The organism is Solidesulfovibrio carbinolicus (genome assembly GCF_004135975.1).
Taxonomy (GTDB): domain Bacteria; phylum Desulfobacterota; class Desulfovibrionia; order Desulfovibrionales; family Desulfovibrionaceae; genus Solidesulfovibrio; species Solidesulfovibrio carbinolicus.
On the sequence record NZ_CP026538.1, the window covers coordinates 3,873,499 to 3,889,765 of the forward strand.

Genomic DNA, 16,267 nt, shown 5'->3' on the forward strand with positions numbered 1-16,267 from the left:
GCGAAACTACCAACGCCCTTGCTGCATGGGCGGCAGCATGGCGGCCATCTGCTCTATTTGACGCAACAACTCCGCATCGGTCTCAGGAGTTTTCAGCCGCGCCAATTCCAGAAGGACCTTGCCCTTGTACTGCTGGCCGGAAGCCACGGCCGCAAGCGCCAGGTCGTAGAGATCCCGGGCGCTGGTTGCGGGACGCATAGGATTGGCAATATCGAGCAACGTTTCATAGGCCGCCTTGAATTGCTGCAACCGGACATGGCAGGCGTAGACATTTCGCTGCACGGCCTCCCTTTCCGACGGCATCGCCCGCGCAAGCGCCCGCTTTTGCCAGGCCAGCGCTTCCTGGTAGCGCTCCTCCTTGAAAGCCGCCAGCCCGCGCAAGGCGTACCCCATAAAGCGGTCAGGATAGGCCCGGATGACGATGTCTGCATGAAGCGCGGCCTGGGCCGGCTGGCCGGCGGCCAGAAAGAGCTTGGCCGCGATGGTGTTGGCCGTCAGCCCTTCGGGCGCGGACTCCAGAAGCCGCTGACATTCCATGGCCGCCTTTTCCCGTTTGGCGGGCTCCAGGTCCTCGAAATCCAGCAGTTGCCAGCCGGCGTGGTCCAGGACTTCGAGGCCAAACCGGCGCGCCAGCTCCGGCTCCTTGTCCGCATCAACATACACGGCCAGCACATCGTCAAAGTAGATCGGGACAAAACGGGTCTGTTCACCCAAATTCTTCTTGAACTCCTTATCCGTGACATTAGGAAGGAGATACGTCGGGCGGTATTCCTGGACAACTTTCGCCAACACGGTCTTGTCGTTAAACGCAACGCTGGCGGCGTACAAATCCTTGGTGGCAAACAGCATGGTCTGCATGTCCATGCCAATCAAGTATTTTGGGTAAAGCCGCCATTGCAGATACCCGCCAGGATTGGGCACGTTGTAGATGCGCCCGCCGTGGCCATGAGTCATCAAGAAATTGCATGCTCCCTCGGGCAGGCGCGAGCGGTCCACCGGATAGGACGGCCGATTGCCCAAAAAGGAGAAGGTCGCCCACAGCGTAAGCCCCACGCACAAAAGCGACATGGCCCACAAGACGCGGACATCGCCCCGATCCCTTTGGCGCTCGGCCCGCAAGGCGACCACATCGCCGAAAATGGGCAACGCCAAAACCATAAATTCTAAGGTGAAGCGGACCATCATGGGCAAAAGGACGAGTCCGCCGGCCAGGAGCATGATCCTGTCCAGGCGCAGCCGTTTTTGCACGGCCAGCCACAAGGCGCCGAGCATAGCGCCCAGCACCAGGGCCACGGTGGCCCCCTCCACCAGGCGGCCGTCCGGGAAAAAATGCAGGGAAAAGAAACGGGCCCAGGGCTGGGCGGCCAACTCCATGACGGTAAATTCATGAAACGGCGGCGCAGCAAACGCCTTGGCCAGCAGGTCCAGGCCGGCCGGCGTGGCCAGCACGGCGTAGAGCGAGAGGATAAGCGGCCAACGCACCGGCCGCAGGGGATTGGGCCTGGCCTTCAAAAACAGCGTATTGAGGAAATGCAGGGCCAGATACGACCCCAACACGAGCAGGACGACAGGGTATTCCACGCCATGGATGTTGACCCAGATGACGGTCAGGACCGGCAGGGCCCAGGCCCAGCGTTGGCGGTAATTGACGATGTAATGGACGAACAGAATGAACAGGTAGGTGATGGCATGGGGGCGCAACAGGATGTCGCGCGGCTGCAAGGCCAGGGCGTAGGCGCACACAATGGCCAGGGCCATGAGTTTGCCGCCTTCCTCGCCGGCCTGGCCGGCCCGGCGCAAATAGGCGAACACGCAAAAGACGGAAGCCAGAAACACCAGCGCCCGGAAAATCGTCAGCGCCGTATACCCGCCCAGGGAATACAGGTGATGCACGATGACCTGGTAGAGCCAGTAGTAGTCGAGCCAGGTGTTTTCCGTCGGCAGATAGGAAAAAAAAGGCCCTGTCGGCAGGGCCAGATGTTCGGCGATGTAAGCGCCGCCGAGCAAATGGTACCAGAGGTCAAAGTCCAGGGCGACAATGGGCCAACGGTACCACAGAACAGCCAGACCACCCAACAGCAGGAGGATTGGCCAGTGACGCTTCGCTCCAGACAACAGACTGACGGATTTCATGTCTTCACGCTATACTGACGTCCAGATTGGAGCGCACGGCCCCAAGGCGCGGTTCGCAGATTTTGGGATACGCTTTCAGAAAGCGAAACGGATCAGGAACCACCAGCGACGGGGCTGACCCAGCTTCCCGTCGCAGGCGTGGCGTTGATCGTGGCCGTGACGGTAACTGTACCGGTCAGATTGCCTGTGCAGACGAGACTCGACGTCTCGGTGGAGCTGCTGACAACAACATCATCGCACACCTGTTGCGCATCGACGGCAAGGGTCAATCCGGACGCGGCGCGCCGGGCAAACTCCAGGGACAACTGCGATTGCGCAGCAGCGACCACCAACTGCCCCGCAGCCTTTCGTGATTGACCTTGGATATCGAAATAGTTCGACAAAGCAAAGACCGAGAGAATGCCAAAAAGCACCAAGACGAGAACAATTTCTAGCAACGTAAAGCCATGGCACCTGTCCATTTCTCCGCAACGGGACGACGAAACGGATGGACTTTTGTCGTCCCGTTGCATCAGCACCAACTCCGATTTTTAGGAACCACCACCAGTATCACCAGTACCGCCAGTACCGCCAGTACCGCCAGTACCGCCAGTACCGCCAGTACCGCCAGTACCGCCAGTACCGCCAGTACCGCCAGTACCGCCAGTACCGCCAGTACCGCCAGTACCACCAGCAGCTTCAGGATTTTTCCATGTTCCTGTAGCACTAGCACCGCCGCCAACATTTGCGGTAATAGTTACCGTACCAGTCAAATCACCAGCACAAGCAATGTTAACATTCTCAGAAGTAATGCTTGAAGTAGTAACATTGCCGCACACCCCAGCCGTAGTACCAAACGCTGTCGTGTTTCCAAGCTTCTTCAATCCATACTCAAGGGAAAGCTGCGACTGCGCCGCAGCCACGAGACCATTGGCCGCGCTGGCCCGGGCCTGAGCCTGCATGTCAAAATACTTCGGCACGGCGACCACGGCCAGGATGCCGAGGATGACCAGGACGGCGATGATTTCGATGAGGGTGAAACCGCGCTGTTCGCGCTTGCGGTCGTGCTGTTCTGCCATTGATTTTTCCTCCAAAGGGGTTGCGCCGCTCCAGGGCGGCCTTTTCTAAAAAGAACCTTAGCAAAAACCATGTCACCGTTTTAAGGCGCTTTAACCATAAGAGATGACGGACAAAATTTCTGCCCCATCGCAGTTGGCAGCCTCGTTTTCCGGCCTATCCTCCATAATTTGATGCTTCAATCATCAGAATTTGATGCCTGCTGCCCTGCCGGCCGGAACAGCCCCGGGGCGATGCCGAGCTTTTTGACCCGATGCCACAGGCTGCGCTCCTTGATGCCCAAAAGCGTCGCCGCCCGGGCCTGCACCCCGCCCGTGCGGGCCAGGGCCGCCTCGATAAGGGATCGCTCATAGGCGGCCAACCGACTGTCCAGATCGTCCGCCCCGGCCTGGACGGCCTCGCCGGGGCCGGTCTCGGCCAGCCCCGGCAGATGGCGCGGCTCCAAGACCGCCGCGTCTCCGGCCAACAGCGCCGCCCGCTCCAGGGTGTTGCGCAACTCCCGGACGTTGCCCGGCCAGTCGTGGGCCAAAAGGCGCTGCATGGCGGCCAAGGAAAGCGTCGCGCCGGGCTGCAGGGTTTCCAGGAACCGCCCGGCCAGCAAGGCGATGTCCTCGCGGCGCTCCCGCAACGGCGGCAAATGCACGGGAAAGACATTGAGGCGATGAAACAAATCCTCGCGAAACGCTCCCCGCCGGATCATCTCGCCAAGGTCGCGGTGGGTGGCGGCGATCACCCGCACATCGGCCCGCAGCGTCGTTATCCCGCCAACCCGCTCGAACTGGCGCGTTTCCAGGACGCGGAGAATCTTCGCCTGTATCTCCAGGGGCATGTCGCCGATTTCATCGAGAAACAGCGTCCCGCCGGCCGCCTGTTCGAACCGTCCGACCCGCCGGGTGACCGCGCCGGTGAAAGCGCCCTTCTCGTGGCCAAAAAGCTCGCTCTCCAGCAGGCCCTGGGGAATGGCCGCGCAATTGACGGCCACAAAGGCCCCAGCCGACCGGGGGCTTTTGTCATGAATGCTTCGCGCCGCCAAATCCTTGCCCGTGCCGGACTCGCCAAGCAACAGCACCGAGGCGTCCGAGGCCGCGACCTTGAGCACCTGGGCAAACACCGCCCGCATGGCCCGGCTCTCGCCGACCATATTGGGGAAAAGCGCCCGGGCGTCCAGGGCCCCGAGCACTTCGGCCATCTGGTCGGCCACCACGCCCAGCCGGCCGAAATCATCCAGACCGGCGGTCTTTGCCGGACCGGCCGCCAGCGGCAGGGCCGGGGCCGTGGTGCGCAGGAGACGACGGATGGGGCGCAGGGCCGCGAACACGAACGCCGCCGAAACACACCCCACCGACACTCCGGCCGCCAGGGCCATGGCCACGGCTGGCTCCAAAGTCGAAAACCGGGAAAACCGCGCAGCCAGGGAATCGGCGCTCAGCACCGCCAGCACGGCCACGCCCCCCAGAATCAGCGGCACAAGCACCGCCAGGCTCACGTCGATCCGTCGCCGCATGGCTTAGTCCCCGCGCGTCAGCGTTTGAAGGCGACCTGCGACATGTCCCACATGGGCAAGAAGATGGCCATGGCGAAAAAGCCGACCACGCCGGCCAGACCGACAATAAGGATGGGGCCGATGGCGTCGGACAGGCGCTTGACGGCAAAGGCGACCTCGGCGTCGTAGTGTTCGCTTATGGCCGAAAGCATTTCGTCGAGATTGCCGGACTCCTCGCCCACGGCCACCATGGTCACCACCATGGGGGTGAAATACTTGGCCCGGGACAACGGCCCGGCCAAGCCCTGGCCGGATTTGATCATCTCCTGGATGCGGCGGAATTCCTTGGCGATGGCCGCGTTGCCGATGGTGCCGACCAGGATGTCGATGGTGGTCAGCACCGGCACGCCGCTGGCCTGGAGAATGGAGAAAATGGCGGCGAACCGCGACATGGCCGCCTTGCGCAACAGCATCCCGACAATGGGGATGTGCAGGAAAAAGGCGTCCCGGGCGACCTTGCCGTTTTCCGTGCGAAACCACAGATAAAAGCCGATGATCACGGCCGCCATGAGGCCGAAGGTGAGGTACCAGTATTTGTCGATGAGCTCGTGGAGCAACAGCGCCATGCGGGTGGGCCAGGGCAGCTCGATCTTGGCGCTGGCGAAAATGCCGGCAAAGGTCGGCACCACGAATTTGAGCAGAAAGAAAAACGCGCCGAAAAGGGCGACGACCACGGTAATGGGATACTGCAGGGCGGACTTGATGTCCGTGCGCACCTGATGCTCGTGGGAAATAATGTAGGTCAGCCGCTCCAGCACCGCCGGCAGCGCGCCGGCCGCCTCGCCGGCCCGCACCATGCTGATGTAGAGTTCGTTGAACACGCCCTTCTGGGCGGCCATGGCCGCCGAGATCGACGACCCCTTTTTCACCATGTCCGACATGCGGGAACACACCCGGCGCAGCTTGGGGTTTTCCGACTGCTGCTCCAGGACCCGCAGGATTTCGAGCATGGACAGGCCGGCCCCGAGCATGGTGCGCAGCTGCTTGGTGAAAAGGATCATTTCCTGGGCGCTGATGCTCGTCAGCGCGTCTTCCAGGGATTCGCCGAAACCGCCGGTCGCCGCCGCCGCCACGCCCTTGCGCACGGCCACGGGAATGTAGCCCATGCCCAGAAGCCGGGTACGCACCGCGTCGGCGGTCTCGGCCTCAAGAACGCCCTTGACCGGATTGCCGGCCTCGTTGATGGCTTCGTAGGCGAATTGCGGCACCGTCGTCTCCCCAAGTCCCGTGCGCTGTCTGATCCGGCCGGAAAGCCCGGGATGGCTTGCCTTACTGCCGTTTGTGCGCCAAACGCCGGCCGGCCGTCAAGGCAGGATTGCCAAGCGTCTCCAAGCAATACCACAGACGCAGGAACGCGGGCCGACTTGGAGCCAAAGAGCATTTCCTGGCCAGGACCGTTTGTGGGAACGGCTACACTAGACGAGCACGGCCGAGGAGGCTTCCTCGAAGGTGGTCTTGCCTTCCAGTATCTTCAGGCGCGCGTCGTCCTGCAAAAGTTTCAGTCTTCCCGAATCGGCCGCGAACCGGGTGATCTCCCGGGAGGTGGCCCGGCGCGCCACCATTTCCTGGATTTCCTCGTCCATGACCAGGATCTCGAAAAGCCCAAGCCGGCCCTTGAAGCCCGAGTCGCCGCACATGAAACAGCCCCGGCCGCGCATGAAGACCGAGCCGGCCGTGTCCTCAAGATTCCAGAAACGCAGCACTTCCGGCCGCGGCGTGTAGGGTTCGGCGCAGTTGGGGCACACCCGGCGCACCAGGCGCTGGGCAATGGACACCATGAGGGTGGAGGAGACCAGAAACGGCTCGATGCCCATGTCCATGAGCCGCATGACCGCGCCGGCGGCGTCGTTGGTGTGGACGGTGGAAAGCACCTTGTGGCCGGTAAGCGCGGCCTGGGTGGCGATGGCCGCCGTCTCGGCGTCGCGGATTTCGCCCACAAGCACCACGTCCGGGTCCTGGCGCAGGGTGGAGCGCAGGGCGCTGGCAAAGGTCATGCCGGCCTTGCGGTTGAGCTGCACCTGGCGCACGCCTTCCATGCGGTATTCGACCGGGTCTTCCAGGGTGATGATGTTGATGTCGGGCCGGCTTATTTCGCGAAGCAAGGCAAAAAGCGTGGTGGACTTGCCCGAGCCGGTGGGGCCGGTGGACAGGAACATGCCGTAGGGCTTGTCCACGACCAGCTTGATCTTGGCCAGATCGTCGGCGGAAAGCCCGAGGTCGTGCAGGAAAAGCCCGCCGCCGCTCATGTCGAGCAGGCGCAGCACGAGGTTTTCGCCGTAGATGGTCGGCAGCGTGGAGACGCGGATGTTGATCTCCTTGCGGTCGATGGCCACGGAGAACCGGCCGTCCTGGGGGATGCGGCTGACGGCGATGTCGAGGTTGCCCAGGATTTTGATGCGCGAAATGATGGGCAGGATCATGGGCTTGGGCGGCGAGGGCACGGCCTTGAGCTTGCCGTCGATGCGCATGCGAATCTGCACCTGGTCGCGCTCGGGGCTGATGTGCACGTCGCTGGCCCCTTCGCGCACGGCCTGGGACAGCAGCGAATTGACAAAGCGCACCACCGGCGCTTCCCCGGCCCGGTCCTCCAGGGAACTGAGCTGCATCTCGTCGCTGACCGCGACCGAGGGCGTTTCCTCGCCGTCGCGCATGGACTCGATGCTGTCGAGCACGCCCTCGCTGCCAAGGCCCATGCCGTAGACGGCGCTGGTCAGGTAGCCCAGTTCGCGCTCGGTGCAGATCACCGGCTCGATCTCGCAGTTTTTATAGATCTCGATGTCTTCGATGGTGGTGATGTCCAAGGGATCGGGCATGGCCACGCGGATGAGGTTGCCCACCTTGGACAGGGGCACGAGCTTGGAGCGCAGGGCCATCTCGGCCGGCAAGAGTTCGGCCAGATCGGAGTTGACCGGGTAGCGCTCGGGCGTGTACTTGGCCAGCCCCATCTGGCGGCTGATGAGATCGACGATATCGGCTTCCTTGACCGTGCCCTCGCGCACGAGCTGTTGCCCCAGACGCAGGCCGCTGCGTTTGCCGGCGGCCAGGGCCTGGCGCAACTGGTCCTCGGTGACAAGCCCGGCGGCGACAAGCATCTCGCCCAGGCGCAAACGTCTTCTTGGCTCCATGATCCGTGTATCCGTATGGTTATGGGCGCGATCAGGGCCGGGCGGCCTCGGAGACGACCATGCGCTGCTTGGTGTCCTGGCTGCCGCCGGCCGGTCCGGCCATCTTGGGGCCGCCCCGCAACCCCGGCCAGGGGCCAAGGTCGGTGAAGGCCACGGCGTCCGGGCCGTAGCCGGGCACGATGGCGGCCCGGGAAGCCAGTTCGCGCGGCAATTCGGCCAGGGCGGCCTCGGCCGAGGCCCGGTCGGCGAACAGGGAGCCAAGCACGATGTCGTAGCGCAGCCCGGTCGCCGGGGAGAAGGTGCAGTACATGGAGAGGTTTGTCTCGGCCCCGGCATGGCGGCCGAGATAGGCAAATCCCTCGTCGAGGCTGGCCACGGAGGCCACCCTGACCAGACATTGCCCCGCTTCCAGGGGAGCGGCCGCAATGGCCGGAAAGACCAGGGTGTCGCCGGCGCGCACCCGGTCGAAATTGACCCCCGGATTGGCCTTGGCCAGCCTGGCCATGACGGCCCGGCCGCCGTTGCCGTAAAGCCGGGCGGCCTGGCGGGTGACGGCCCAGCCCGAACGCACCACGGACTGGCCCAGGGTCTCGGGCGCGGCCGGGGCGACGGCGCTGGCCTTGACCACGGCGGCCGTGGCCGGCGCGGCGGTTTCCGCGGCCACGGCGCGGCCGATGCGTGCGGTCTCGGCTGCGGCCGGCTCGGCCGGCAAGGCGGCGGCGGACAAAGCCAGGGACGCGCCAAGCCCTTCCATCGCCGTGGGATTGGCCGGCAACGCATGGACCACCGAAGCGGCCCGGGGGGCCAAGGGGGCGCTCACGGCCGGCGCGGCCGCGACGTCGGCGGCCGGACTGGCCGGCTTCTCGGGACGGGCCGGAACCTGAGGCTCGGCGGAAACGACGCCGGCCAGTTCGGGCGCGTACAGCGCCTGGGCCTGAGGGGCCGAAGGCGACGACGGGGCGGCCGACGGGGTAGGCGCGGCCAGCAGGGCGTCCAGGCGGCTTACGGCATCCTGGGCCAGACGAGAGAGGTCGGGAAGGCCAGGCAAGCCCGACAGGCCGGGAGCAGCCAGGGAAAAAGCCAGGACCAGGCCGGCGCAGGCCGCGCCGGCGACAGCCAGGCGGGGCGCTCGGGGCCATCGGGGCAGCCGGGACAGCAGGGATCGGCCGCCGGCCGCCTCGCGCTCGGCCCGGCCCACCAGCCACCAGCTGACCCGGGCCTTGCCGAAGCCCACGGCTAAAAGCATGGACAGATGGCACAGCCGCACGATCTTGCGCGGATGCCCGCCGGTGCGGCGGTGGATACGGCGCAGGGCGGCCGGGGTGAATACGTCGGGCGTTTCCCCCTCGGGGGCGCAACGAGCCAGACGCGTTTCGATCATGCGCGCCGTCTCGGCGCGGTTCAAACATTCCAGGCGGTAGCGGTAATTGACCCGGTCGTCGAGGTTGGGCCGGGCGGCCAGGGTCTCCTCGAACTCGGACTGGGCGAAGATGACGATCTGCAGGAGCTTATGCGTGGCCGTCTCGAAGTTGAGCAGCTCGCGCAACAGTTCCAGGCAATCGGGGGTGATCTTTTGGCCTTCGTCGATAATAAGGGCCACGGTGCGCCCCTTATCGCCGCTGCGCCGGGCCAGCTCGGCCTTGACCACTTCCTTGAGGATCATGGGATCGCGCCACATGGACGCAGCGTCGAGGCCAAAAAGCGTGAGGATCGAAAGCAGCAAGTCGGTGGTGGATGAGCAAGCCGGATCGTCCAGGAGATAGGCCTCGATGTCGCCGTCAGCTCCAAGGACGCGGGTCAGCTCCCGGGCCAGGGTGGTCTTGCCCGCGCCCACGGCCCCCAGCACCACGTTGAGCCCCCGGCGAAGCCGCACGCCGATTTCCATGTGCTGCAGGCACTCCAGATGCGTCCGTGACCGGTAGAGCATGTCGGGATCGGGGGAATTGGAAAACGGTTCCCGGGTCAATCCCATCGCCAGATAGTAGCTCATGGCCTTCTCCTCTCGTCTGCCGTCGCGGCCGCGACCGGCTTCTTGGCCGCGCCGAGGTTGTCCCGGCGCGACGTCTCCCTGTTGTCGCCTACTGCGTCAATGAGCCGATTTTATCCGTCTCGGCGGCGTCGGACGGCCGAATCATGGCCACGGCCGGCGGCGGGGATATGGGCTTTTCCTTGAGGATGGTCGGCGTCACGAAGATATAGATCTCCTCGCGCTTGATGTTCGACGCCTTGGTTTTAAACGCCCAGCCCAGGCCCGGAATGTCGCTGAGGTAGGGCACGCCGGCCTCGTTGTTGCCCACGGTGTCGCGGGTCAGGCCGGAGATGACGATGGTGTCGCCGTCCTCGACCACGAGGTTGGACTGGGTTTCGCGCTTGTAGATAAACGGGTTGCCCTGAACGGTGTTGTTGAGGTCCACCTGATCGTCCTTGACCACGATCTTCATGCGCAGGTTGGAGCCGTCCACCACGTGGGGCAGCATTTCGAGCTTGAGGGTGGCTTTGGCGAACTGCACGTTGGTGCCGTTTTGCGAGGTGGAGACGTAGGGCACGTCCGTGCCGTTTTCCACGTAGGCGGAGTGGTTCTCCATGGTGGTGATGGTCGGGCTGGACAGGATCTTCACCTTGTTGGATTCGGCCAGGGCGGTGAGCTGGGCTTCCAGCACGTTGCCGGCGATGTTGCCAAAAAGGAAGTTGACGCCGGCGCCGGCCGCGCCCAGGCCCGAGGCGCTGGTCAGGGCGGAGGACAAGGCCGGGAAGTTGAGGCCGAAGCCCTGGCCCGAAGTGCCGCCCGGGAAAGTCGGCGAGGCCGTGGCGGCCAGGTTGGTGGCGGAAGTGGACGCGTTGGAGGACACTCCGGTGGCTGCCAGCAAAGCGCTGGCGGCGGCGGCGGTGGCGATGTCCGCAGCCGATGCCGGCGTGGACGTGGTCGTCGAGGTCGTGCTCGTCGAGCCGTCCGCGTTGACCGTCGTGGTGGTTGTGCCCGTGGTGCTGTTGCCTACGGAACCGGACGAGCTCGCGCTGAGCGTCGGGGTGTTGTTGCTGTTTATGGCATTATTGGTGGTGGACGTATTGGATCCGGTGTTGCCGGCATTCAGCGTCGTGGTCGAGGTGCCGGTCTGGGCCGGAGAGATGCGCAGATTGGAATTTTTGAGCAGCCCGCCCCACTGCACGCCGAGCTGACGGCCGGTCTCGCGGTCGGTCTGGACGATAAACGCCTTGAGCTTGACCTGGGGACGCGGCTTGTCGAGTTCCTCGATAAGCGCCACCAGCCGTTCGGCGTCGTTGGGCGGCCCTTGGACGATGATGGAGTTGCTGTGCTGGTCGGGCACCACCGTGCAGTTGAGCTGGCCGGGATTGCGCGCCCCGCTTTGCCCCTGGATGTTCATGGCGTCGCTGGTGGCGCTGGTGGGGGTGATGTCGCGAACGGTCTCGCCGGGCTTGGCCTGGTTGGCCTGGCCCTGACCGCCAGCCAGGCCGGCCTGGGCCGTCCCGCCGCACATGGCCGACAGGGTGGCGTAGATCTTGGGCAGCTCGGCGAAGTTGATCTCCACCCGGGCCATGACGAAGGGCTCCAGCTCCTTGGCCTTGGTCTTTTCGGCCAAAAGCTTGTTGCTCGCTTCCTTGAGCTTGTTTTGCTGCTCCATGTCGGCCAGGGTCATGACGCGGATGATGTCGCCCTCCACGGCATAGGCCAGGCCGTTGGCCGTAAGGATGCTCGTGAAGGTCTCGTCCCAGGGGGCATCGACCACGTTGACGTTGATGCGAAGCGCCTTGTCGCCGCCGGCCGCGCCCGGGATGGACGAGGACAGCACCACGTTCTGGTTGGCCGCCCGGGCCATGGCCCGCACCACGGCCACCAGATCGGTGTCGTACATGCGCAGCGTCACCTTCTGCTTGGGCAGGGCCTTGACCGGCTTGGGCGCTTCCTTCTCGGGCTTGTCAGCCTTGATGGTCGCCTTGGAGAACTCCACCTTGCGCGGCCTGGCCACCGGGGAATAGCCCTCGGACTTGTTGGCCATGGTCTCCCAGTGCTCGATGAAGGTATCTTTCTGGGGCTTTTTGACGCAGCCCACGGCCAGGATCAGGATCATCCCCGCCGCCGTCGCCGCGAAGCCGCCCGGCCGTCTTTTGTTGCCCATCGCTTGCATGGTCTTCTCCCGTCCCGGCTTGCGCCGGTTCATCGCCCCAGGGCGTCCTGCCCGTCGTAGGGGATATCCAGACGTTGGCCGTTGGCCAGGCTTTCCAGCGTCACCTTGTCCGGGGACACGGCCAGCACCTTGTAGCCGCCGCCCTCCAGGGTATCGCCGGCCTGATATTCGTAGCCGTCGATGACGGCCAGCCGTCCCGAACCCAATTCCACATAGCCCGTGAACCGGGGGACCACCGTCGGCCGGCCCGTCCCGCCCCGGGCTTCCAGGGGCTTGTCGTAGAAGACGGCGAGCCGCCATGGTTTGTCGATGGCGGCCATCAGCGCCGTCTCGACGCCGCCCGGCGTGGCCTGTCGCACCAGGGTCTGGGCCGCTTCCCGGGTCTGGGCGGCGGCCTGGGTCTGGGCGGCGGCCTGGGCCCGCACTTGGACCCCGGGCTGCGGCGCAACCGCCGGACCGGTGTCCAGCAACAGGTAGACCGCGGCAACCACGGCCACCACGCCGGTCACGGCCAATATGATCTTTTCCCGCCGGGTCATGCCCCGCTCTCCTTATGTCCGGGCCGGCTTAACGAACGGCCAGCCAGCACTTCAGGGTAAATTCGCGGCCTTCGCGGCCATACATGGTCGCGGCCGACTCCACCTTGACCACGGGGCCGAAGCCGCCAAGGTCCAGCATGAACTCGCGGGCGGCCTCGGGCGTACCGAGAAAAGCCAGCCGCACGGCCAACAAGCCCTCGCGGGTCACCGAAGCGGCGTCCGGGGAGACGGCCGACAGCCGCAGGCCATGCGGTTTGGCCAGTGCATCGAAAATCGTGGTGAGCCGCTCCACATCGGCCAACGGGAGCTTGTCCCGTCCGCCCACCGGCCCCACCTCGCGCACCTTGGCCTGGGTTTCGCCCAGGGCCTTGGCCACGGGTTCGAGCTGGCTGCGGTCGTTGAGGGTTTGCCGCAAGGCGGCCGTGCGAACGGTCAACTGTTCGATCTCGCGGTATTCCGGCAGCAGGAAGACCGCCAGAAATCCCAGGGCCACGGCCGCGCCCACGGCCAGGGTGAGCAGGGTCCGAGGCGGCAGGGCGCTTCGCATTTCGGCCAGGGTCATGGTTTGCTCTCCGTGAGATTGGCCGACAGCACGAAGCGCAGGCCCGTGGCGCCGCCTTCCAGCCCCTCCAGTTCACTGCGTTTCACGGAAATATCCTCCAGCAGGGGCGAGCCTTCCAGGGCGACCACGTAGCTGGCCAGCATGGAGTCGAACAACCGGGCGTCGCCAATGGCCACGCCCTCGATGATGAGCCTGGACACCGGGGCATTGGGATCCTTGCCGTCCTTGAGGTTCTTGGCGGCCTGGGCGGCGGCCTGGTCCAGGGGCTTGTCGGGCGGCCCGCACTCGGTGGTCATGGAGCCGATGCGCACGCCGTCTGGCGCCAGGGCCAGGGCTTCCTCCCATATCCCGACAATGCGGTTGCGGGAGGCGTAGCGCTGCATGGCCTCGATCTTGGTCCGCAGTTCCTCGGACTTGCGGGCCAGAGCGGCCGCGTCCAGGGACGCGCCGTAGCCCGCCAGACGCTGGTTCAGGGCGTCGCGCTCCCTTTCCAGGGTTTGGCGCTTGGCCATGGCGGAAAACGACAACAAGGCCATGCCGGCCAGGACCGCCGCCAGCCCCACCAACACCCCTTGTTCGAGCAGACGCGAGGCGCGTTTTGCGGCGCGCTCCTTGTAGGTGACAAAAGCGCTTGGCGTGTGGCCGTCGTCGGACAAAGCCAGTCCCAGGGCCTGGCTGAAAAGCGCTCCAGGCAAGCGTCCGCCCAGGGTCGTTCCCGCCGGCAGGGGACGGCCGGCCAGGGGGTCCAAGGCTTCGCAGGGCAGTCCCACATGTTCCTGGATGAAATCCAAAAACAGCCGGCTGCCGCCCAGGGGGCCGGAAACCGTCAGCCGGGTGACCTGATCCTGCCCCAGGGATTCGCGGTAGTGCTTCAGCGTCATTTCCACCTGCCGCACCAGGCGCGAGGCCACCGGGCGCAGCATGTCCATGACGTCGTCGAGCTCCAGCCCGTAGCCGGGGTGGCAGTCGTCCACGGACAGGCAGCCGTAAACCACGGCATCAAGCAGTTCGCGGGCGTGGTCGGCTTCCAGCGGCCGGGCGGTCTCGCCCGTTGACGGCTGGGGCGACGGGCCTTGGGGCCCCGGTTCGGGCGTGGCCGGACTGGCCGCAGCGTCGAGGTCCAGGACAAGACCGGCCTCGGCGGAGCCGGACAGGGCGTCGAGATCGAGCACCACTTCCTCGCGCGGCCCGGCGGCCCCGGGCGCTCCCGCCGGAGCCTTGGCCGGCTGGGCCGGGGCGGCCAGGCCCCGGGATTCCAGGACGTCGTAGACGGCCTGTTCCATGCCCGACATGGACGTCTTGATGACCCGCACGAACATGATGTTGCCGTTGCTGACGATCTCCAGGCGTGACCAGTTGCGGCCCACATGCAAGTTGGCCGTGGCCCCTTCGGCCGGGCCGTCCACGATGCGGCGGCGATAGAGATTCTGGTGGGCAAACGGTTCCAGGGTCAGACCGGCCAGGGGGAAGCCGGCCTGGGCGAAATCGTTTTGCAGGAGGCTTATGGCCTCGCGTGGCGTGGTATAGGCCATGGCCCCCAGCCGAACGGCCCCTTTTTCCGTGACCTCGCCCCGCCGTTCGAAATCGAAGACCACGTCGGCTTCGTCAAAGCCCATGTCCTTTTTGGCGGTCCAGTACACGGCGTTGTCCACCTGACGGGACGACACCTTGGGAATGGTCAGGAACTGGATGTTGGACCGGGCGCTTTGGGCGGCCGCCCAGACCTTGGGGATCTGGCCGGGCAGGCACAGGCCGGACAGGGCGCGCCCCAGCAGGGCGGCGAATTCCGGCTGTCCCGGCTCCACGCCCTGGGGCACGGGCACGGATTCCAGGCCCAAGACCTCGAAGTCGGCGTCCTGGCCGCGCACGGCCACGCACACGAGTTCCGTGGCCGAGATGTCCACGCCCACATGACAGACGCGCCCGCCTGGCAGCAGGGAGCGCCAGTTGAAGCCTCGTCGTTTTTTGGGGGAATTCGTCGTCGCCGAGGCCATGCCGGCCGAAGCGGCCACGGCCGCCAGATCGGCGGCGGCCACGGGAGCGGATTCGGCCACGGTGCCGGACGCCTTGTCGGCGTCCTCCGCCTGGGGCGGCTCTTCGGCGTTGGCTGTGTCGCTCGGGGCCAACGCGCCGGGTCCGCCGGCAGTTTCGGGCGTCGCGGGCGTATCCGACGGGGCGGCGGCCACCGGGGCCGTGGTGAAAAACATGGTCGGCGCGGCGTCGAGATCCAAAACGAGTTCCGGCAGGCCCCCGCCCGGGACAGCAGTCTCGGCTTCTGAGGCGGACCCGGCGGCCGGGGCCGACGTGGCGTCGCGATCCAAAACAAGCTCTGGCTGGGCCTCGGCCGGGGCGGATGGCGCGTCCGGGGCCTCGGCCAGGCCAAACGGGGCTGGCGCGGCGTCGAGGTCCAAAACGAGTTCCGGCAGGGCCTCGGCCAACACCCCGGGCGCGTCGGCCGGTGTCGCCTCGACGGCAAGCTCGACGAGGCGTTCCGCATGCGCCTCGCCCGGGCCGGCTGTCGGCATCGCCGGGTCAAACGCCGCCCCGTCCGCCGGCTTGGCCGGTGGAACTTCGCCGAATCCCGGCCAGCTCACGCCGCTCTGGTAGGAGGCGGCGGCAAGCCCCGCGCCGTAGGGATCGTACACAAGTCGCGGATTGGCGGCGGCGGCGGCGTCAAGCCGCGCATCCTTTGCCGGCGGCGGCGTCACAACCGCCTCTTCGACGACCGGAGCAATCGTCGGATCGGCCGACACGACAGGATCGGGCTGGGCCACCGCCGCCGTGGGCGGTCCTACCGTCGGCCGACGCACCGCCTCCCCCGCGTTGGACGCGCCGGGAGCCGCCGTCCCGGCTGCTCCCGAGGACTTGCGGATGAGCTCCAGCAAACGCTGGCTCGGCGTAATCTTGTCTTCCTTGCCCACCGGCTCTCTCCCGTTGACTTGCCGCGTTCGACGCCCGATCTAGCCCTGAAGCCGCGTCATGCGCACCACTTCATCGTGACAAATGCGCCAACCCCGACCCACCTTGGCCCCGCGAAGCTCGTGGCCCTTGAGGAGCTTACGCACCGTCTGGTCGCTGCATTTGAGCAACCTGGCCACTTCCTGGACCGTGTAGGTTTCCTTCACTTCCATCTTGCGCTCGTGCATCCCGCATCGCTCCTTGTC

General features: G+C 65.7%; 12 protein-coding genes. All 12 read right to left on the reverse strand.

The window, feature by feature from the left end:
- Positions 1-6 precede the first annotated feature (6 nt).
- The 12 genes from C3Y92_RS17300 to C3Y92_RS17355 all read right to left on the reverse strand — a co-directional run bounded on the left by C3Y92_RS17300 (position 7) and on the right by C3Y92_RS17355 (position 16,249).
- Positions 7-2,133: a tetratricopeptide repeat protein gene (locus tag C3Y92_RS17300; protein ID WP_129354675.1), complete on the reverse strand. Its 2,127-nt coding sequence runs from the start codon at positions 2,131-2,133 to the stop codon at positions 7-9.
- 92 nt (positions 2,134-2,225) lie between these two features.
- On the reverse strand, positions 2,226-2,645 hold the full coding sequence (locus tag C3Y92_RS17305) for a prepilin-type N-terminal cleavage/methylation domain-containing protein (RefSeq protein WP_129354677.1): 420 nt from the start codon (positions 2,643-2,645) through the stop codon (positions 2,226-2,228).
- An 18-nt stretch (positions 2,646-2,663) separates the two neighbouring features.
- Positions 2,664-3,191 (reverse strand): prepilin-type N-terminal cleavage/methylation domain-containing protein, encoded by a 528-nt coding sequence (locus C3Y92_RS17310; RefSeq protein ID WP_207214005.1) that lies wholly within the window; start codon positions 3,189-3,191, stop codon positions 2,664-2,666.
- A 176-nt stretch (positions 3,192-3,367) separates the two neighbouring features.
- Positions 3,368-4,693: a sigma-54 interaction domain-containing protein gene (locus C3Y92_RS17315; protein WP_129354679.1), complete on the reverse strand. Its 1,326-nt coding sequence runs from the start codon at positions 4,691-4,693 to the stop codon at positions 3,368-3,370.
- Between the two features lie 17 nt (positions 4,694-4,710).
- The gene (locus C3Y92_RS17320) at positions 4,711-5,940 is read right to left on the reverse strand and encodes a type II secretion system F family protein (protein ID WP_129354681.1); all 1,230 of its coding nucleotides are present in this window, start codon (positions 5,938-5,940) and stop codon (positions 4,711-4,713) included.
- A 207-nt stretch (positions 5,941-6,147) separates the two neighbouring features.
- Complete coding sequence (locus tag C3Y92_RS17325) at positions 6,148-7,857, reverse strand: GspE/PulE family protein (protein ID WP_129354683.1); 1,710 nt, start codon at positions 7,855-7,857, stop codon at positions 6,148-6,150.
- Positions 7,858-7,888: 31 nt separating this feature from the next.
- On the reverse strand, positions 7,889-9,847 hold the full coding sequence (locus C3Y92_RS17330; RefSeq protein ID WP_129354685.1) for an ExeA family protein: 1,959 nt from the start codon (positions 9,845-9,847) through the stop codon (positions 7,889-7,891).
- Positions 9,848-9,935: 88 nt separating this feature from the next.
- Positions 9,936-12,002: a secretin N-terminal domain-containing protein gene (locus C3Y92_RS17335; RefSeq protein ID WP_235669528.1), complete on the reverse strand. Its 2,067-nt coding sequence runs from the start codon at positions 12,000-12,002 to the stop codon at positions 9,936-9,938.
- Positions 12,003-12,031: 29 nt separating this feature from the next.
- Positions 12,032-12,541, reverse strand: coding sequence for a hypothetical protein (locus tag C3Y92_RS17340; RefSeq protein ID WP_129354689.1), 510 nt, complete (start codon positions 12,539-12,541; stop codon positions 12,032-12,034).
- Between the two features lie 28 nt (positions 12,542-12,569).
- Complete coding sequence (locus tag C3Y92_RS17345; RefSeq protein ID WP_129354691.1) at positions 12,570-13,103, reverse strand: hypothetical protein; 534 nt, start codon at positions 13,101-13,103, stop codon at positions 12,570-12,572.
- Entirely contained in the window at positions 13,100-16,024 is a 2,925-nt protein-coding gene (locus C3Y92_RS17350; protein ID WP_235669529.1) for a hypothetical protein, read from the reverse strand. Before C3Y92_RS17350 ends, C3Y92_RS17345 begins: the two co-directional genes overlap by 4 nt.
- A gap of 39 nt (positions 16,025-16,063) precedes the next feature.
- Complete coding sequence (locus C3Y92_RS17355) at positions 16,064-16,249, reverse strand: helix-turn-helix domain-containing protein (protein WP_006921555.1); 186 nt, start codon at positions 16,247-16,249, stop codon at positions 16,064-16,066.
- Positions 16,250-16,267 lie beyond the last annotated feature (18 nt).